The organism is Pseudomonas sp. MDT2-39-1 (assembly GCF_054898085.1).
The window spans coordinates 3099811-3119249 of record NZ_CM142716.1 but is presented as its reverse complement, the minus strand read 5'-3'; the positions used below and the strand labels follow the sequence as shown (position 1 = coordinate 3119249).

Sequence of the window (19439 nt, the reverse complement as noted above, 5' to 3'; positions counted from 1 at the left end):
GTAGGAGAGAGCGGTGCGGCGATCCAACTTGCCCGCGAAGGCGTCCTTTCAAACATCGAAGATCACCCGCGGCACTCCGCCAACGTTTTCACCTGCCCCGACCCCGTCTGATTCTCATCACGCAACCACCGCTCAAACCCCGCACCAATCGCCGGCCATTCCGAATCCAGAATCGAGTACCAAGCCGTATCCCGGTTCTGCCCCTTCACCACCATGTGCTGGCGGAACACGCCTTCAAAACTGAAGCCCAAGCGCTCTGCCGCGTACTTGGAGCGGGCGTTGCCGTTGTTGCATTTCCACTCCAGACGCCGGTAACCCAGAGCAAAGGATTCCTTGGCCAGCAAGTAGACCGCCTCGGTACTTTTCGGCGAGCGCTGCATCGGCGCGCCGAAAGTCACGTGGCCGATTTCGATGCGACCTTGCGCCGGGACAATCGACATCAGACTGAGAATGCCCTGCACCTCACCACTGGCACGGTCGATCACGCTGAAGAAATACGGGTCGCTATTGGCCGCATGGTTGTTCAGCCAATCGTTGAAAGCACTGCGCTCCGGGAAAGGACCGTACGGCAAATAGTCCCAGAGTTTCGGGTCCGATCCCGGGCCTTGCAGGGCTTTCCACAAACCATCGGCGTGACGCGCGGGGTCGAGTTTTTCCAGACGAATGAAGCGCCCTTCGATGGTTTGAACCGTCGGCGCCGGGACGCCTTTCCAGTCTGCGAGTGAAGTCGACATGTTGTTCTCCTTGAACTTTAAAGGGCTTTGCGAAACTGGATGAAACCGGGGCGTTCGGCGATGCGCTCGTAGAGCTGGATCGCGGTGGCGTTGGTTTCGTGGGTCAGCCAGTGGACCTTGCAGCAACCGTCCGCTTTGGCGGTGGCATACACAAATTCGATGAGCTTGCGGCCGATGCCGGTGCCCCGAGTCTGCGGCGTTACCAGCAAGTCTTGAAGGTAGCAGGAGTTTTCGATGCTCCAGTTCGAACGATGGTAGATGAAGTTCACCATGCCGACCGCTTTGCCATCGACCCACGCCAACGCCGAATGAGTTGGCTCATTGCGGTCGAGCATGCGCTGCCAGGTGCTGTCAGTGACAGCCTCGGGCAACTCGGTGTTGTAGAAGCGCAGGTAGGCTTGCCACAGTGGCAGCCAGGCCGCGTGATCGTCGGCGGTGACCTGGCGGATTTCAATCAGACTCATGTTCATTCCTTAACGCATCAAGTGGGCGAGGGCCTGGTCGTGCACATCAGGGCTGGCGGCGAGCCCCTCGCGCACACCAGCGATATCTGCAACGCTGCGGTTCTGGCTAAGCTTGCGTTTGCCTTCCAGGCGCTGGATCGGCAGGGCGAATCCGACGATGGCTTTGAGCATGCCGTCGATGTAGTCGGCGGGCGCATCAGTCACTTTCCACGGTTGCGCGCGGCCGGCTTCATGGCGATTGGTCAAATCGCTGACGAGGTTGAGCAGGCGATCGGCATCGGTGAACACTTCGGCTGTTCCGTAAGCGTGCACCGCGACGTAGTTCCAGGTCGGCACTACGTTGCCGTGCTCGGTTTTGCTTGGATAAAACCCAGGGCTGACGTACGCATCGGCACCGGCAAAAATCACCAGGGCTTCGGCACCGTTTTGCAGTTCCTTCCACTGGGGATTGCCCCGGGCGAAGTGGCCGTAGAGGGTGCCATTCTGGCCCTGCTCAGGATTGAACAGCAACGGCAGATGACTGGCTTGCAGGCCTTGCTCGCCGTGGGTGACCACCATGGCGAGACGGGTGCCTCTTATCTGCTGCTGCAGTTCATGTAAATCTTTGATGGCAAAGCCGTTGGGGTTGTACATGGAAAAACTCCTTGGCGAATGCCTCCATCCTAGGCAGGCTATTGGTCTGTTGTAAGAGCCATTAATGACCAATTTCATAGGTCCATTGCCATGAGCGAAGCGCCGCTGTCCCTGTCATTCAACCCAGCCGGTATCGAACTCGACCGTCGCCAAGGCCTGAGCCGTCAGCTGTACCAGGCATTGCGCCTGCGGGTGCTCGACGGTCGGCTGGCCAGCGGCATGCGGTTACCAGCCAGCCGGGATCTGGCAGCAGCGTTGGCGATTTCACGTAACAGCGTGGTGCGAGCCTACGATCAGCTTTACGCCGAAGGGTTTATCGAGGGGCGTGTCGGCGACGGGACTTACGTTGCGCAATTACCCCAAGAAGCTCTGCCGGCGAAAAAATTATCCACAAAAGTATCCACAGGGTTGCCAACAGGGTTACCCACAACCTTATCCACAAATTGGCTCGATTTACCTGTGGTTCCATCCAGTAAAGTTATCCACAGGGGGGCGTTGGGGCGGGTTGAGAATAACCATTTACCCACCCCGCCGAGTGGTCCGCCGCGAGCGTTTCGGGTGGGTGTTCCGGCGTTCGATTTATTCCCCTTTGAGGTCTGGGCCAAGCTGAATGCGGCTTTCTGGCGTAAACCGGATTTACAGCAGCTGTGTTATGGCGATCCGGCGGGTGATGAGCGCTTGCGCGGCATGATCGCCGCGTATTTGCGCAGTTCGCGAGGGATGCAGTGTTCGGCTGAGCAAATAGTGATCACCAGTGGCGCGCAGCAAGGGATTAGCCTTTGTGCACAGCTGCTGGTAGAGCCGGGAGATGGGGTGGCGATTGAAAATCCGGGGTATCGGGCGGCAGGTCATGCATTCGCCGTGGCCGGTGCGCAATTGCATGGCGTGGCAGTGGACAGTGAGGGCATCAATTGCAACGAACTGAACGGCCTCAGCGATTGTCGGCTGGCGTATGTCACGCCGTCGCATCAATACCCGACCGGGGCGGTGATGAGCCTGGCTCGTCGCCTCGAATTGCTGGCCTGGGCCGAACGCACCCAGGGATGGATCGTCGAGGACGACTACGACGGCGAATACCGCTACAGCGGCGCGCCCTTGGCCCCGTTGGCCGCACTCGACCGGCAGGGTCGGGTTTTGTACGTCGGGACGTTTGGCAAAGTTGCTTTCCCGGCGCTGCGACTGGGTTACCTGGTGTTGCCGCCAACGCTGGTGCAGGCGTTCTCGCAACGTCGAGCAGTGGACGTTCGGCATTCCGAAGTGAGCACCCAAGCGGTCATGGCCGAGTTCATGGCTGCCGGGCATTTCCAGCGGCATATCCGTCGCATGCGCCGCGCAGCCCTGAGCCGACGCAATACCTTGCTGGCCGGTTGGCCGCAGAACGTTCCCGGCGTTGGCAGCCTGCCAAGTGTAGCGGCAGGGCTGCATCTGACGGTGGCGGTCGACTCACAGGCCCGCGAGCGCGAACTGGTGGAGCAGGCGGCTAGCGTCGATGTCGAGATCAATGCGCTGAGCAGCTACTGGTTGCCGGATTCGGCAAAACCTGTGGACGAGCGCGCCGGGCTGGTCCTGGGTTTCGCGGCGGTGCCCGAGGCGGCCATCAGCGCCGCACTCGGGCGACTGGAAAAGGTCTGGCGTCGTTAAGGGATTACGATGCAGTTTTTGCCTGTGGTTCCAGGTCCAGAAACAATTTGCGTAGCCCAGGATCTTCTATCTTTCTGAACACCCCATCGATGGGCTCGAAGGTCGTCAACGCCTGTTGCAGTTCAGGTGTCAGCGTTTTCAGATAGTCATCTGAAACTTTCAAATGGGCCGCGGTGGGCGCGTTCGCAGGGCTTGTCAGGGTTTCGTAGTGGAAATGCGCAACCCATAACGGCTTATTCTGGGGCTTGTCGAAAATCCGGTATTCTTGAAAAAGGTCGCCGAGCCCTTTGGTCTGGATACGCCCTCGCTTGTCGCGGCTGATGTCGAGCTGCCCGTTTTCATGCATCCATTTGAAAATGCTCTGGGTCGGTTTCCGCCGCGTGTACAGGTCGGCTCGAACGCTGACACCTTCTTTGCGCAGACGGCTGGCTCCATCACGTAGATCGCGGCTCAGCGTGGCGACAGGGATTGGGTCACCTCCGGCCTTCCTGCTGTTGGCCACGGCTTGATCAACGCTGCTGGCAGCCTGCTCCAGTTTCAGTGCCTGCTGATCAAATACATCCTGGATATCGGCAGGGATGCGTCTTGGGAGCAGAGCGTCTTTACGGGTGCGTTCGATGAATGTGTTCGTGTCCAGGTCCAGCTCTATGCCGGCCTCGACCGTTTCCGCATCATCCAGCACCGGAACGGGTTGCTTATAAACGGCGGGGGTAAACGGCTTGAGCGGATCCTCCGTGGTTTTTTCGGTTTCATTCTTGCTGGAGTCGCGTGGCCGGGTCTTGCGCACTTTGATCGGTTGTCGTGACGTGCCCGGTTGCACTCGCTCTACAGGAGGCTGCACAGCAATGGGCTCTGGCAGCAACGCCTGTAATCGGTTGTGTGCCAGTTGCGAGAACTCATCGATGAGTGATTGCAGATGTTCGAGTTTGGACGGTTTGACCAGTCCGGCGTACGTGCCCGGTAATTCCTGAATGCGCTGGTCGGCGTCGGCAAATGTCTCCACGAGACTGTTCAGATCCTCGACATGCTCCTTTACACCGGAATGTTCGCCTTCGACTTTCATCAGGTCCGCCACTTGAATCGCGGCCTTCGCTGCGCTCACAACGATATTTGCCACCGCAGTACGAGCCTGCTGCATCAGGGGGCTGGCCTGCTCATTGAGGCACAGCTCCTGCGCCATGCCGATCTCGTTGGCCTTGATATCCAGCACGGTAAACGAAGGCGCCAGTTTTTTGATTTCCATCGCGCGTTCAATGCCAGGTCGTCCGGCTGCGTGCATGCCCTCGAGTGTCAACGCCGACAGGGTCAGCTTTTCACTCATCTCCTGACCGAGGTCGGACGCTTTCTGGGCACTGTCGACGAAAGTTTGCCTGGGGACTGGTTCGTTTTGTCCGGCCTTGGTCATGACACTCGTGGCCTGCGCATACTCGGATCGTTTCAGGACAAACCACAAAGACAGGTTCTTCTGCAGCACCACGCTCATGCGAAGCAAGTCTTCTCGGTAGTTTTCCGTCCCGCCGAGGGTGCGCCATTCGCGCAGTTGTTCCAGCGCCCGGCGATACTCGCCGATCGTTGCATCCAGTTTTTCCATGTACGCCGCCGTGCGCTGATCGTAGTTTTCAGCGCTGGCTTGCCGGATGCCGTCATGTAACTTTGTCAGTTCGGTTTCCTTCGCCTTTTCGAGGCTTTTGAAGGATCTCAGTGCTTCACCCAGATTGACTCTGCGCTGTTCGTTAGCCGCCTCCTGGTGGCGACTGAACGCATTTCCGGCGCCCCCTCGCAAACGCAGACGCAGGTCGAGCACCCATTGCCCTTTGCCGTTATCCATCAGCATCGGACCGTTTCGCTCAGGTTGATCCGGGTAAACGATATGAACCTCTTCGTCGCCTTTCACGTCGACGTAGAACCACCGATCACCCACCTGTGCGTAGTTTCTGAGTTTATGTTGGTAAAAATGCGGAGGAGCTTCCTTTACCTTCGTCACGCTTGCGCTGGAAATATCGGGGGCCGTGACTTTTAGCGTGTCCAGGTAGGCGCCCAGCGCGGTCGGTGCTCGGCGTGGGACCGAGCCGGCCAACTCCAGCGAGGAAAGGTGATTGGGCGGAAGATCCGGAGCCAGCGGGGTGGGATTGAGCGTGACGGTCACGGGCTCGGCGACGAGTTTTGCAGCTTTCTCCTTCGACACCTGCTCAATTCGGGGTTTGCTCGAAACCCTCTTGCGTCGCATCACGGCGTGGTGGCTGAGGATAATGCCGATCGCCAGCAGAATGTCCGACACCGACGTCCATTCGATGAAACGGTCATCCTTGTCATGGGCATCGAGGGCCTGCTGAATCTGGTTGATGGTTTGCCAGACCCAGACGGCTGTACCGACCGCACCGCTGAGGAAATTTGAGGCGACATTGAAGAGCGCCCAGCCACTGTCTTTCAAAACACTCCAGCGCCGTTCGGCATTGGATCGCGATTTCCGGTCGGCGAGGTTGACCAGCATCTGCGCGTTGCTTTTGAACAGCGCAGACAGAATGTCGCCGGTGATCTCGACGCTTTCGAAAACCACGCGCCCGAACTTGTCTGCCCGCTGCAATGGATTGACGACTTGTTCCGCGATCAGCCACGGAGAGGGCAGTCCGGTGGGGAAAACATACTGGGCGTATTCAAAGCTCAGATTTTTACCGGGCAGCCAGGCCAGTACCGAATCCCTGAGGTCACCGGGTTGATGCAACGCGTACAAAAGGTTTTGCCTTGAGGGGTATTGCAGCAGGGGCTCATCGAGCATCGGCCGATAGAGCAGGCAAGGCCCGCCGTGTGCCTCTCGAGGGCTGATGATGAACATGTTGTCGACTGTGTCGCTGCTGTTGATCAAGCGATGTTGTGGTGTCATCGTCAGCGGGTAGAGGGCAATGGTTTTGGCTGAGACATCGGGATCGAGCAGCTCGCAGACGTATTGATAACCGCGTTCGTCCACACCGGTTTCAGGCTTGAATCTGGCCTCTAATGCCTGGAGTGGCAGCAAAGAACGCAGCTGGTCGCGATAGAAGTTTTCCTGACGTCGGGAGGCGACCGGATCCTCCAGGAGCTTGGGCTTGATCAGTTCTGGATAAGCTTTGCCGACGTCCACTCGCGCTGACACGGTGGTAAGAAGTTCAGCAGTCAGCCAATCAGGCACCGCCTCTCCGCCCTTGAAAAACAATGTCGCCATATAGGGCGCTTCATTCTCAAGAGCGAAGTCGGCCAGCGTTTCAATACGCTGATCGAGGGGGTTGGGGAGCGTGAAATTGTCGGCGGAAAAACTGTTGGTGATTTTGATCCGCAGATCGTCCAGCGCAAGATTCGCGCTGCCGACCGCCAGTGGATCCGCGATGATCGCTTCACGCATCAACTGCTGAGCGTAATCGGTGATGGACGGGATCTCGGCTTTGGCCAGTTTGCTGTTCGGTTGCCTGTACAGCTTGCCCAGTGCGCTGATGTAACGGCTGTAGTCTTGAACATCGTTGTACGAGGCGTTGCGCAGCCAATCGGGAATCGCTTTGTTCAGTTGCAGGAGTTGCGCTTTTTCGGTGGGGTCGAGCCCGGTTTCGGGCTCGACATCGACTGCCGGTGCTTCAAGAAACTGCAATGAGTTGATGGCATCCAATTGTGACGACACCAACGCCCACGCCATGTGATCGAAGACGTTGCCTTCCGGCTCGTAAAGCCGCCACGTCAGACCACGTCCTGACTGTTGTTCCTCCAAGCGTGCGGGAAGCGAGCTACCCAGTTCTTCCAGCGAACTGAACGACTCGTAGGCGCGCTCGATGGTGTACATCACCAGCAGTTCGCGCTTGCGATACGTGGCCTTAAGCACCAGCGCGCCGCCAATCAACAGATGGCGGGCGATGTCATTCTCGACGGTATCGACATCGAGAAGGCACGCCTGAATGGCAGAAAATTCGCTTTTTACATTTTTACGGGTGGTTTTGTCCGGGGCGTTGAAGACCTCTCGCGCCATCGCGCATTCATCGGCGTCCCAGCCTTTGACCGTCTGCACGTTCAACGCCTTGCGCAACGTATCCGAAAGCTCCTGCCAGCGGGGGATCACATGCCCCTTTGCATTCCAGAACTCCAGCTGCCGTACTTGAGCCTCGACGAACAGTATCGACGCCGAGTCATTGAGTATTCTTGCAATGTCTTCAATGCTGACGGCGAGGTGAACCGGGTTTTCGCTGTCCGGTTCGAGGGTCAGGAAATGCTCGCCTTCGAGATAGTTGGCCACCGTCCCATACAGACCCTGGCGCATCAGCGCCAAGGTCAGTGATTCGAACTCGGTCGGGCCAGCCTCGACGTGGTCGTCCACGATGAGCCATCGAGGCGTGGCGACGAAGGCTTTGTCTGGGTCGACTTGCAATTCTGGCCAGGACTTTTCCAACATCTGGCGCAGGAGGTTTGATGCCACTTCGCTGAGCATCGGACCATGGCTGGTCAGGCTCACCAGGTCACTGGTTTCCACCAAGGGCGTCGATTCAGTTTGGGGCGATGAAGTGTTGTTGCTCATGGTGATACCTGGGGCAAAGCGAGGCAGGGAAAGCCTCTTGATGCATCGAAGGTACTCAGGCGTCGGCCCTCCGGGGTGGTAGATATATATATCGGAGGGAAAAAAGACCCGCTAATGCGGGTCTCGGGTTCAGCACAACGTACGCCTTACGATCCTCAGGCCGAAGACGGCTCTTTTGTGAAGAACAGTGTGGTCGCCAGTTGCGGGCTGATCTCGCTGCGGTAGATCGAAATCGCCCGGAGATCGTCGTTCGCGTTGCGGGACTCGGATGCGCCCCCTAGCAGCCGTTGCTGCACGGTTTTCAGGTGCGCCGCCGTGAAGGTTTGTGCAGGCGACGCGGGCTCTGAATAGTGGAAGTGGGCATACCACAGAGCTTCTTTGGTGCTGCGATCACGGATCTCATACTCCTCGAGGTAGTCTCTTTTACGGCTTTTGAGCAAGCGTCGGCCGGGGTTCTTGACGATGTCGACCTGACCTTCGGTTTGCAGCCACCGGACGCGCTCCGCCGTCGGCGGCTGCAGTTTGGTCATGCTGATGCGCGTCACGCGTCCCTGGTTGTAGAGTCTGGTTGCCCCATCATTCAACTGCTTGACCAGTGTGACGGCGGAACCCGGACCGCCTTCAGTGGAATTAGTGGCAGTCAGCGCTTCTTCGATTGCGCTGGCGGCTTCCTGCAATCGATGGGCCTGCTGATGAAAAATTTCCTCTATTTCCACGGGTATTCGCCGCGTCCCTTTTGAGTGGGCCTCTGTTCGACGAATGAACCCATCCAACCCGTCCAGCAAGGCCTGGCCAAGCACATTGCTTGCACTCAAGTCGGGTTGGACGACGGGGGAAACCGGTTTCGGCGCCACTCTTTCAACCCAGACACCCGGAGTCTTCTCATGAAAGGTCGAGATGACTTTGCCGGTCAACGCCGAGGTCACGTCAATCAGTTCTGACCCATGCGCCACGGAATCGGCGCTTATCTGGCCGACCACCGTACCTTTGTAGCGGGTCTTGATGATTCGCTTGGCGGGAGCGGTCGGCAGGCGGGAAGGGCCCGGTTGCGGCTCGAGTGCCTGGCGTTCCCGCAGCAGCATCGCCAGATGCTTCACGGTGCGCTGTTGAAAACCGTCGATACGTCGGCGCATCAAGTCGAGCGATGGTTGCAGGAGCTGACCGGGAAACTCGGTGGGCAGATCGACGATGCGCTGGTCGGTGATCGAGAGCTGCTCCACCAGATCGCTCAGCCCATCGATCCGCTCCGGTAGGCGCCGCACCTCTTCGTCAGCGGCCAGGTCCAGTGATGCCTGAATGGCGAGGGCTGCGTTTTCGACAACGTTCTCCAGTGCCTGGCGCGCTTCAGGCGCGGTCGTAACACTGTCGTCGAGGCACAACTCTTGCCCCAGTGTGATCTGGAACAGTTTGAGGTCTTGTAAATTGAATGTCGGCAAGTTGGCTTTGACGTCGCGGATCACTTCGACGGCTTCTTTGCCAAGCAGGTTCAGTTGCTCGAAGCGCGAATGCGCGAACTCGATTTTGTTGATGTAGCTTGCGGTCAGATCGCTCATGAGTTGATGGGTTTGCCGGGCGGTCTGTATGTCTTCCGTTGGCTGTTTGTCGAGTAGGTCGAGGGAAAGAAGCATTTGACTGCCGAAACGCGGACGCTGGTGATCGAACCATTTTTGCAGCAGCGAAAGCTGGAAATCCAGGCGACTGATCATCGCTTTTCGGTAATTGGGAATGGCCTCGCGAGCATTGAAGGCTTTCATCTGTTCCATGTTGGCGCTGATGAACGACATCTGCGCGTCGAGCATTTCAAGGTACAAGCGGCGATGGGTGTCGGTGGCTGTAGGCGCCTGCGCGTTTTTTTGAGCTTCCTTGAGTTCGGTCTCGCGGCTTTTGGTTTGGCTTTCGAACGCAATCATTTGCTGTTTCAGTTCAGCCTGGCGTTGCTGGTTTTGTTGTTCCAGCCGTTGCTTCTCCTTGCCCCCGGCCTTCAGCCGCAGCCGTGTATCGATGAACCATTCGCCTCTGGTGTTCTTGATCAGCAACGGACCGGTGCGCATAGGAGACTGGCGTGAGTCAATGATCTGCACATCGTTGTTGTCGTTGAGGGTGACTTCGAACCATCGCTGACCGACCTTCGCGTACCTTTTCCCGTTGAGCGAACTGAGGTGTTGATAAGGACCGGGCTCGCTGGAGGCGGCTGCCATTCCTTTGGGCTCGGAGATGGCCAGTTCATCCAGCAAGACGCCCAAGGATGAAGTAGGCAGCGTTGCGATGGCGTGCAGAGATGACTCATGGGAGGGTGGAAGCTGATTGAGTTCGGGCAGATGGGTGATCGCGATTTTGCGGGCGGGCTTGCTTTCGTGTGTCACGGGTGTCGGCTCGACCTTCTCGGGTAACCGCGAAACGGGTTTATGGCGAGTGGCAGCCCGATGGGCCAGCACCATGCCAAGCGTCAACAGGAGATCCGTCACGGCGGACCAGGCGAGTTGACTGTCGTCGTTCTCAGCGGCGTCGGTAATGTCCTGCAAGTCGTCCATGATCTGCCAGATCCACGCGGCAACACCGGCAGTGCGACCGAGGAAGGGCAACGCGACATTGAACAGCATCCATGTGCCTTGCTTGAGCGTCGCCCAGCGAGCTTGCGCATTGGACACCGATTGACGGTCAGCCAGAGTAATCATCGCGTTGGCGTTGGCTTTGAACAGGGTCGCCAGCGGCGCGTCATCGAGGGCTGCCGCACTGAGCGAAACCGCGCCCATCTTGCCCAGGGCTGAAGTGGGATCTACCAGCAATTGGGTCAGCGTCCAGACCGAAGGTAACTCACCCGAAAACACATACTGGGAGTAGTTGAAGCGCACATCGTCGGACAGCCAGGCCAGGATCGATTGGCGAAGGGGTTTTTCGTGCTTGATCGCATACAGCAGATTGGCCTCGCTTGGGTGCTGCGTCAGCGAGGGGGAGAGCAATGGCCGGTAGAGCAGACACGGTCCTTTGTCGGTGAGCCGAGGACCGATGACGAACATGTTGGCGACTTCATCGCCTTTGCTGTCGGCGGAATCACCGGTAATAAAGGCCAACGGTCGAATGACAATCTCCTGTCCGTTCACCCAGCGATCGGCAGCGTTTTCCTGCATGGCCGCATTGACGTATTGATACCCGCGTTCATCAATCCCGGCCTCACTGCGCATCTTGTGCTGCAACGCCTGCAAGGGCAGCTGGATGCGCAGATGGCGAGTGTAGAGAGCCTGGCGTCGCAACGTTTCTGGTGGGTCTTCAAGCAGCTTGCGCTTGATCAGTGCCGGGTAAACCGCACCGATATCGACCTGCGTGACGAGCTTTTCCAGATAGGCCGGGGTCATCCACGCAGGCGCCGCGTTGCCGTTTTTGTAGCGCACCGTCTTGTTGCCCAGCGGAACGGCAATCAGGTTTTGCAGCGCCAGTTCGACCAGCGACAGCGTGGTGGTTTGCGTCTTGCCGGGTACCACGACGGCGCCCAGCACTACGACGCTGGTGATGTTGATTTCAATGTCTTTCAGGTCCAGGTCCGCTGCCGCTGGATGATCCTTGATCATCTGCTCTCGCAGGGTTTGCAGCGCAAATTGCGGCAGTGACGAGATGCCTTCGTCGAAGGTTTTTCCAGCGTCCTGTTCCCGCAGCTGCGCCAGGTCCATCAAATGTCGGCTGTACCGAGTGAGGTCCGCTGACGAAGCGTTTTTCAACCAGCCTGTCAGTAACCCTTGAACCTTGCTGAAGCGCGACGACGGCAGGGCTTCAAACTCAGTGAAGCTTTTTGCCGCGGCACTGATTTGTGGTGAAAGACTCGTAAAAGAAGCACGCTGAAACGTATTGAATTGACCGATGGCTTCAGCTTCGAGTGCGATCAGCGCGCAGGCCTGGTGGTGAAAGAAATTGCCATCGGGTTCATACAGACGCCATTGCAGTGTCAGCTCAATGCTTGACGTTCCAGGCTGGGCGAACAATGTTTTACCCAGTGCCTCAACAGAGTCGTAACACCTGAACCCTTCGGCAATCGAGTGCGTCAGCACCAGGGTTCGCGTGCCCAACGTGCCCACGAACACGGCGATATCCAGGACACGCAGATGTTCGCTCACCGCGTTTTCAACCCGGTCGGTGTCGATCAGGCAGGCCTTGGTCAGGTACTTGTCCTGTGACCGCCGTGTTGCGCGATCCGGATGGTTGAATACTGCTCGGGCCATCGCTTTGTGATCCGCATCCCAGTCAGTGACCCCATCCAGGTTCCAGATGTCCTGCAGCGATTGCGAAAGCGAATGCCAGCGCGGGGTCGAAGGGCTTGTCTCCTGATTCCAGTAATCAAGCTGCTGTTGCTGATAGGCGATGAACAGCTGCGGTGCGAGCGTGTTGAGCAGGCATCCGATGGCGTCGATTTTCACCGGCAGTTGAGCCAGCGGTTCAGCGCCCGGTTGCAGGGTCAGGAAATGTTCGCCATCGATGAGCGTCACCGTTGTTCCCGACCAACCAAGTCGCACCAGCACATCGGTGAGCGATTCATACAAGTTGTGGCCGGACACGACATCGGTGCCGGTATCGACCCAGGTCGGGGTGACGACCGTGGCGAGCGTCGGATCAATCTTCAACTGCGGATAAAGCGCATTGAGCGCAGGACTCAACGCGCTCGCGGCGACCTCTCTGATCGAGGGGCCGGTGACCAGTTGGGTCAGTACCTCTTCTGCACTCGGGGCAACGGTTTCGGGCATGGTCGTCTCCTGATTGAGCGCGCGCCGCTGTTGAGTGCGCAGCGCTGGATCAGGGCAAGGTATCGGGCGGCCCGAAGTGAATGGCGGTACATAAATATCGCAGGCAAAAAAAGACCCGCGTCACGGCGTAATGCTGTTCACTTAAGACAATCATCAGTCGAGCGAGAACCTGTGGCGAGGGGATTTATCCCCGTTGGGCTGCGAAGCGGTCCCCTGCGCCCGTTCAGACAGACCGAGTTGTCTGGATTTACGACTGCTTCGCAGCCGAACGGGGATAAATCCCCTCGCCACAAATGAGTGCCCGCGCTTAAGTGAACAGCATTACGCGTCACGGCGGGTCTTCGGTTCTCAGGCGTGGTTTTCAGATCCCGGACTTGATCTTGGTCCAGGCCCGGGTCCGCGCGCGTTCGGCATCGCGTGGCAACGGTTGCAGGGTGTATAGCGTGCCCATGGCCGTTTCGGTCGGGTACAGGTTCGGGTTGTTGCGGATCGCCGGGTCGACCAATTCCGTGGCGTCCTTATTCGGGTTCGGGTAGCCGACGAAGTCGCTGACCGGCGCAATCACTTGCGGTTGCAACAGGTAGTTGATGAAGGTGTAGGCGTCTTCCGTGTTCTTCGCGCCTTTCGGAATTGCGAGCATGTCGAACCAGATCGGCGCGCCTTCTTTCGGCAGGCGCATGTCGACGATCACACCGTTCTTGGCTTCCTTGGCGCGGTTGGCGGCCTGGGAGAAGCTGCCGGAATAACCGACCGCGACGCAGATATCGCCGTTGGCAATGTCGGCCATGTATTTGGAGGAGTGAAAGTAGGTGATGTGCGGACGGATTTTCATCAGCAGCGCTTCAGCTTTTTCGTAATCCGCAGGCTTCTTGCTGTTGGGGTCCAGACCGAGGTATTGCAAGGCCAGCGGCAGGATCTCCGACGGCGAATCGAGCAGGGCGACGCCGCACTGCTTGAGCTTGCTGATGTTCTCTTCCTTGAAGATCAAATCCCAACTGTCCACCGGCGCGTTGTCGCCCAGCGCGGCTTTGACCTTGTCCGGGTTGAAGCCGATCAGGATGGTTCCGTACATGTACGGCACGGCGAATTTGTTGCCCGGATCGTTGCCTTCGAGCAGCTTCATCAGCTTCGGATCAAGGTGATTCCAGTTCGGCAGTTTGCTGCGGTCCAGCGGCTGGAACACGCCAGCCTCGATCTGTTTGGCGAGGAACACGTTGGAGGGCACCACCACGTCGTAGCCAGAGTTGCCGGTCAGCAGCTTGGCCTCCAGTGCTTCGTTGGTGTCGAAGATGTCGTAGACCAGTTTGGTCTGGGTGTTCTGTGCCTTGAAGTCTTCCAGCGCTTTGGGTGTGATGTAATCGAACCAGTTGTAGACGCGCAACGTTCGCTCTTCAGCGTGGGCGGCGCCACCGAGCACCGTGGCGCATAGCGCCGGTGCGATAAAACGCTTGAGTCTGTTCATTGTTTTAATTCCTCATTGGGCGCTTTCAAAACCTTCGAGAACGTTCACGGCATTGATGCCGATTTCTTCTACCGCGTAACCGCCTTCCATCACGAACAGCGTCGGTTTGCCGAGCTTCGCAATGCGCTCGCCCATGGCCAGGTAATCCGGGCTGTCGAGCTTGAACTGGGAGATGGGATCGTCCTTGAACGTATCCACGCCCAGGGAGACGACGATGAGGTCGGCGCCGTACTGTTCGATCTCTTTGCAGGCTTGCTCCAGCGCGGCACTCCAACTGTCCCAGCCGCTGCCGGCCGGCAAAGGGTAGTTGAAGTTGAAGCCTTCGCCGGCCCCTTCGCCGAACTCGTCTTCATAACCGAGGAAGAACGGGAACTCGGCTTCCGGATGGCCGTGGATCGAGGTGAACAGCACGTCGCTGCGTTCATAGAAAATCGACTGAGTGCCGTTACCGTGGTGGTAATCGACGTCGAGGATCGCGACCTTTTTGTGGCCCTGATCAAGGAACGCCTGAGCGGCAATGGCGGCATTATTGAGGTAGCAATAGCCTCCCATCAAATCGCTGGCGGCGTGGTGTCCCGGTGGACGGCACAAGGCGAAGGCACTGCGGGCGCCGCGCTGGATGGCGGCTTGCGCGGTGAGGGCCACTTGCGCTGCGCTGTACGCCGCTTGCCAGGTGCCGGCGGTGATCGGTGCGCCGCCGTCGAAGCTGTAATAGCCGAGCTGGCCGTGCAGGCTGGTGGGGATGATCCGGCGCAGGGTGCGGGCCGGCCAGGTGTAGGGCAGCAAGTCGCCGTCGGTATTGAATTCGGTCCAGCGTGCCCAGGCGCCTTTAAAGAAGTCGAGGTAGTCGCGGCTGTGGATGCGCGCGATCGGGTCCAGGCCAAAATCCTGGGGCGCTTCGACCGGGCCGAGATTCTGCTTTTGCACACGTTGCAACACATGGTCGGCTCGCGAGGGCATTTCGAAGCAGGGCATCAATTGCCCGTCCATCAATTCACAACGGCCGTGGTGCAGGTGGTGATCGTCCGAGTAGATCGTCAGCATTTCTTGTTCTCCGTAGGCTGATTCGGTTGAACACAGTCTTGCGGGAGGCGGCGTTTGGGAGAACGGCAGGAAAGGCCAAAAGGGGATCGATATGGCCAAAAGGTTTGACCGGAATTCGCCCTTTATTGGCGCGGGTGTGCCCAGGTGTTGGGCACCCACCCCTGTAGGAGCGAGCGGTGCGGCGACCCGACTTGCCCGCGAAGCTTTTGGCGTACTTGAAGACGCCTTCGCGGGCAAGTCGGGTCGCTGCACCGCTCGCTCCTACAGAGGGTGGGGGTCAGGGCCGAAACTGGCTGGGCGTCACACCGCTCCAGCGCACAAACGCATGGCGGAAACTCGCGGTTTCGCTGAAGCCCAACGCTTCGGCGATCCGGTAAATCGGCAGATGATCCTCACAAAGCATCAGCTTGGCCTGCTCGAAGCGCAGTTCATCGAGCAATTCCTGATAGCTGCACCCCAGGTCCTTGAGATGGCGACGCAACGTCCGCGCCGAGCAGTTCATCTGTAACGCCAAACCGTCCAGCCCCGGCGCTGCATTCAGTTGCGCACGGAGTAACTCTCGAATCCGCCCCAACCACGCCTGACACCCGGTAAATTCGGTGTTCTGCTTGCGGCAGCGTTCGACCATGGCCTGATGGGTGATGACATCGGCAAGCGGCAAGGGTTGGTCGAGCCAGCGCTTGTCGAAGGCAAAGGCGTTATCCCGCGCGTCGAAGTGCAATGGGCAGTTGAAGTGTTCGGCGTAGGTCGCCTGGTAGTCCGGCGCCGCATGTTCCAGACGCGCTGCGAGTAATGGCAGCGGGTGCCCGAGCAGGTCATCGCAAATGACTTTCAACGACACCAGACAGAACTCAGCGTTGAACACCGCCAGCGCCGGGTTCTCCCGGTAATCGGCAGCCACGAACCAGATGCGCTCGCCGTCATTTTCCAGACTCAACTCGAAAAGTGTTCCCAACAGCGCCGGATAACGCATCGCCAATCGCAAAGCGTCACCGAAGGTGGCACAGGTGAGCAATGCATAACCGAGCATTCCGTACGACGAAACGTGCATCCGACGCCCCAGTTCCAGGCCGATATCACGCTTGAGCGCGACCGCGTTGGCGCAGACCTGCATCTCCTGGTTGGTGGTGATGCGCGTGTCCGCCCGGCTCAGATCCGCCGCGCTGATGCCACTTCCCGCCAGCAGCGCTTCGCTCGACAAGCCTTCGGCCTTGAAGGTGTTGAGCACCAGGGAGACGGCGTTGAGGGTGGTGAGGTGGGAGTGGAGCATGGGATGTTCCAGCGGTTGGATGCTGGAACGGAGCAAGTTGTATGCCGCTTACAAGTCATATGTAGGAGCGAGGCTTGCCCGCGAAGCTTTTGGCGTTATCGAAAACGCCTTCGCGGGCAAGCCTCGCTCCTACAGGTCCTGCAGTGTGTCAGACCAGTTCGCCGCAGAGGTCGAGCTCGACCAGGCGCCGCACTTCAGTGGTGTCGAGTCCAGCCCCCAACAACCCATGCAACTTGCCGAACGCCGCCTCACGGGTCATGCCGCCACCCGAAAGCACGCCAGCACCACGCAACCGGCTGCCGGCCTCGTACACATCCAGCTCCACACCACCTTCATGGCACTGCGTAACCGCCACAACCACAACACCCTTGTCCCGTGCCCGTTCCAGGCTGGCGAGAAACTCAGGGTTGTCGCTCGGCCCGGTGCCGCTGCCGTAGCACTCGAGGACTAGGCCTTGAATGCCGCTGTTCAGCACGCCATCAAGTTGCTCGGCGCCGATGCCGGGGAACAACGGCAACACCGCGACTTTCGCCAGTTGCTTACTCTGGTTGTAATTCAATTGAGCTGGCAGCGAAGTGGCTTTCGCACCACCGCCCTGACGCTCCAGCCGCTTGAACGGATGACGACCGAAGCTACGAACTTTCGCGCAACGGGTCGGGTCCAGTAGTTCGCCGTGAAAGTACAGGTGCACGCCCGGCGCCAGGCCTTGGCCCAGAGCAACCAGCGCACCGCTGAGGTTTTCCCAGGCATCGCTGTCGGTCACGCCGGCTGGCAGCATGGACCCGGTGAACACCACGCGGGCGTGCAGGCCGAGCAGTTGAAAACTCATGGCTGCCGCGCTGTAGGCGAGGGTGTCTGTGCCGTGCAGGATCAGCACGCTGTCGCAGCCCTGGACATCAACGGCGTCGACCACCGCCTCACGCAGTTGCTGCCAGTACGCCGGGCTCATGTTGGCGCTGTCGATCAGCGGCGACATTTCGCGAAAGCGCCACTGCGGCACAATGAGATCAGGTTGGCTGTGCAAATACTCGCGCATCCGCGCTTCGAAACCGGACGCCGGGGCCAGGCCGTGGGCGCTGGCTTGCATACCGATGGTGCCGCCGGTGTAGAGCACCATGACGTGCTGGGCGGCAGGATAGGTCGAGGAATTCATGGGGGTTCTCCGAGAACGATGACAGCATGCGGTCGAGCATGACGCTGACCGCACGGTGTGTCACGTCGGGCGCAGGGGATGCGCCCGGTTTTTTACCGATCAGCGTTGCGCTGCGGGTACGCCTTGCGGTTCAGCTTCGGCCTTAGGGGCGACGGCTGGCGGATTGGCGGGCCAGGCTTTCAAGTCCAGGTCCAGATCCGGGAATTTGCTCGAATCGAACACTGGCGTCTTGATACCGGCCGCGCGCTGGTCATCGTAGTCACGCAGGATGCGCATGCCGACTTTGAACAGCAGGAACAGCGCGATCAGGTTCACGAACGCCAGCAGGGTCATGGTGATGTCAGCGAAGGCGAACACCGTACCCAGGTTCTCGATCGCACCCCAGTAGATCAACACCAGTACCAGTGCGCGGTAGCCGATCAGCGCCTTGCGGTTTTCACCGATCAGGAAGCGCAGGTTGCTCTCGCCCAGGTAGTAGTTGTAGAGGATCGAGGTGAACACGAACAACGACAGAGCCACGGAGATGAAACTGCGGCCCCAGTCACCGACTACGGCGGCCAGCGAGTTTTGGGTCAGGGCAATGCCGTCGCCTTCGAAGCCTGGTGTGTAGAAGCCCGAGAGCAGGATCAGCAACGCGGTGCAGGTGCAGATCACAAAGGTGTCGAGGAACACGCTGAACGCCTGAACCACGCCTTGTGCCACCGGGTGCTCGACCGAAGCCACGGCGGCTACGTTCGGCGCACTGCCAAGGCCCGCTTCGTTGGCGAACACGCCACGCTTCACGCCCATGACAATAGCGCTGCCGATCAGGCCACCAAAGGCTTGATCCAGACCGAAGGCGCTTTTGACGATGGTCATCAACATGCCCGGAACGTGGTCGAATTGCAGCACGATCACGTAGATGGTCACGCCGATGTACACCAGGGTTTTGACCGGCACTAACAGGTCAGCGACCTTGGCGATCCGCTTGATCCCGCCGATGAACACCAGACCCAGCAACACCGCCAACGCCAGCCCGGTGTAAGTAGGGTCGAGGTCGAAAGCGTTTTTCAGCGAATGGGTCACGGCGTGGGATTGCAGACCGTTAAAGGCGAAGCCGAAGGTGATCAGCAGCAGGAATGCCATGATCATGCCCAACCAGCGCTTCTGCAGACCGTGCTGGATGTAGTAGGACGGGCCGCCACGGTAGGTGCCGTCGGCATCCGTACGTTTGTAGAGCTGGCCGAGGGAGCATTCGAAGAAGCTGCTGGACATGCCGACCAGCGCGGTCACCCACATCCAGAACACCGCCCCTGGGCCACCCAGGGTCACGGCGATGCCGACACCGGCGATGTTACCCGCGCCGACACGGCCGGCGAGGCTGAGCATCAAGGCCTGGAACGAACTGAGTTGCCCGGCACTGCTTTTCAGGCTGTCGCGGAACACCGCGAACATGTGGAAGAAGTGGCGCAATTGTACGAAACGCGAGCGGATCGTGAAGTAGCTACCGAGCCCGACAATGAGCACGATCAGTACTTTCCCTGAGAGGAAGTCGTTAATGACTTCGAGCATGGATTATTCCTCGCTGTTTTTTGTGTAGGCAAATGCTGGGCAGGTAGAAACATCGCGTTACACCGACGTGCGCGTGGCACAACAGTGAGGCGAGTGTTCGTCCCGGGCCCATATCGCAGGTTTGTTATTAGTTCGGGTTTCGCATGGGTTTGGGCCTCGTTACCGACGACCGCTCACGCGAAGAGGGGCGGCACTATACCTATGAGCGTGCCATCCGTCTGCACGG

At 58.9% G+C, this 19439-nt stretch carries 11 protein-coding genes; 1 reads left to right on the top strand and 10 read right to left on the bottom strand.

Annotation, left to right across the window (positions count from 1 at the left end):
- Positions 1–62: 62 nt before the first annotated feature.
- Genes ACYZTM_RS14890 through ACYZTM_RS14880 form a run of 3 tightly spaced genes read right to left on the bottom strand, consistent with a single transcriptional unit; the run spans position 63 to position 1831 of the window.
- A complete protein-coding gene (locus ACYZTM_RS14890; RefSeq protein WP_461989056.1) occupies positions 63–734 on the bottom strand; it encodes a GNAT family N-acetyltransferase in 672 nt (223 codons plus the stop codon).
- A 17-nt stretch (positions 735–751) separates the two neighbouring features.
- Positions 752–1198: a GNAT family N-acetyltransferase gene (locus ACYZTM_RS14885; RefSeq protein ID WP_131058970.1), complete on the bottom strand. Its 447-nt coding sequence runs from the start codon at positions 1196–1198 to the stop codon at positions 752–754.
- 9 nt (positions 1199–1207) lie between these two features.
- Positions 1208–1831 carry an FMN-binding negative transcriptional regulator gene (locus ACYZTM_RS14880; protein ID WP_461989055.1) on the bottom strand — a complete coding sequence of 208 codons (624 nt, stop codon included), beginning with the start codon at positions 1829–1831 and terminating at the stop codon, positions 1208–1210.
- A gap of 90 nt (positions 1832–1921) precedes the next feature.
- Between ACYZTM_RS14880 and pdxR the strand changes: the two genes are divergently transcribed.
- Positions 1922–3472 (top strand): MocR-like pyridoxine biosynthesis transcription factor PdxR, encoded by a 1551-nt coding sequence (gene pdxR, locus ACYZTM_RS14875; protein ID WP_461989054.1) that lies wholly within the window; start codon positions 1922–1924, stop codon positions 3470–3472.
- Between the two features lie 4 nt (positions 3473–3476).
- Here the strand turns inward: pdxR and ACYZTM_RS14870 are convergent, their stop codons facing one another.
- The 7 genes from ACYZTM_RS14870 to ACYZTM_RS14840 all read right to left on the bottom strand — a co-directional run bounded on the left by ACYZTM_RS14870 (position 3477) and on the right by ACYZTM_RS14840 (position 19213).
- Positions 3477–8003 carry a dermonecrotic toxin domain-containing protein gene (locus tag ACYZTM_RS14870; RefSeq protein ID WP_461989053.1) on the bottom strand — a complete coding sequence of 1509 codons (4527 nt, stop codon included), beginning with the start codon at positions 8001–8003 and terminating at the stop codon, positions 3477–3479.
- Positions 8004–8158: 155 nt separating this feature from the next.
- Complete coding sequence (locus ACYZTM_RS14865) at positions 8159–12733, bottom strand: dermonecrotic toxin domain-containing protein (protein ID WP_461989052.1); 4575 nt, start codon at positions 12731–12733, stop codon at positions 8159–8161.
- A 361-nt stretch (positions 12734–13094) separates the two neighbouring features.
- A complete protein-coding gene (locus tag ACYZTM_RS14860; protein ID WP_131058965.1) occupies positions 13095–14195 on the bottom strand; it encodes a polyamine ABC transporter substrate-binding protein in 1101 nt (366 codons plus the stop codon).
- A 12-nt stretch (positions 14196–14207) separates the two neighbouring features.
- Positions 14208–15239, bottom strand: a complete 1032-nt coding sequence (locus ACYZTM_RS14855; protein WP_461989051.1) for a histone deacetylase family protein — start codon at positions 15237–15239, stop codon at positions 14208–14210.
- 277 nt (positions 15240–15516) lie between these two features.
- Positions 15517–16509 (bottom strand): AraC family transcriptional regulator, encoded by a 993-nt coding sequence (locus ACYZTM_RS14850; protein WP_461989050.1) that lies wholly within the window; start codon positions 16507–16509, stop codon positions 15517–15519.
- Positions 16510–16657: 148 nt separating this feature from the next.
- Complete coding sequence (locus tag ACYZTM_RS14845) at positions 16658–17662, bottom strand: asparaginase (RefSeq protein ID WP_461989049.1); 1005 nt, start codon at positions 17660–17662, stop codon at positions 16658–16660.
- A gap of 99 nt (positions 17663–17761) precedes the next feature.
- The gene (locus ACYZTM_RS14840; protein ID WP_131058961.1) at positions 17762–19213 is read right to left on the bottom strand and encodes an alanine/glycine:cation symporter family protein; all 1452 of its coding nucleotides are present in this window, start codon (positions 19211–19213) and stop codon (positions 17762–17764) included.
- Between the last annotated feature and the right edge of the window lie 226 nt (positions 19214–19439).

Bases quoted from the DNA above. Each gene is read 5' to 3' on its own strand.
- ACYZTM_RS14890 (WP_461989056.1), bottom strand. From the start codon at position 734: ATGTCGACTTCACTCGCAGACTGGAAAGGCGTCCCGGCGCCGACGGTT.
- ACYZTM_RS14885 (WP_131058970.1), bottom strand. From the start codon at position 1,198: ATGAGTCTGATTGAAATCCGCCAGGTCACCGCCGACGATCACGCGGCC.
- ACYZTM_RS14880 (WP_461989055.1), bottom strand. From the start codon at position 1,831: ATGTACAACCCCAACGGCTTTGCCATCAAAGATTTACATGAACTGCAG.
- pdxR (WP_461989054.1), top strand. From the start codon at position 1,922: ATGAGCGAAGCGCCGCTGTCCCTGTCATTCAACCCAGCCGGTATCGAA.
- ACYZTM_RS14870 (WP_461989053.1), bottom strand. From the start codon at position 8,003: ATGAGCAACAACACTTCATCGCCCCAAACTGAATCGACGCCCTTGGTG.
- ACYZTM_RS14865 (WP_461989052.1), bottom strand. From the start codon at position 12,733: ATGCCCGAAACCGTTGCCCCGAGTGCAGAAGAGGTACTGACCCAACTG.
- ACYZTM_RS14860 (WP_131058965.1), bottom strand. From the start codon at position 14,195: ATGAACAGACTCAAGCGTTTTATCGCACCGGCGCTATGCGCCACGGTG.
- ACYZTM_RS14855 (WP_461989051.1), bottom strand. From the start codon at position 15,239: ATGCTGACGATCTACTCGGACGATCACCACCTGCACCACGGCCGTTGT.
- ACYZTM_RS14850 (WP_461989050.1), bottom strand. From the start codon at position 16,509: ATGCTCCACTCCCACCTCACCACCCTCAACGCCGTCTCCCTGGTGCTC.
- ACYZTM_RS14845 (WP_461989049.1), bottom strand. From the start codon at position 17,662: ATGAATTCCTCGACCTATCCTGCCGCCCAGCACGTCATGGTGCTCTAC.
- ACYZTM_RS14840 (WP_131058961.1), bottom strand. From the start codon at position 19,213: ATGCTCGAAGTCATTAACGACTTCCTCTCAGGGAAAGTACTGATCGTG.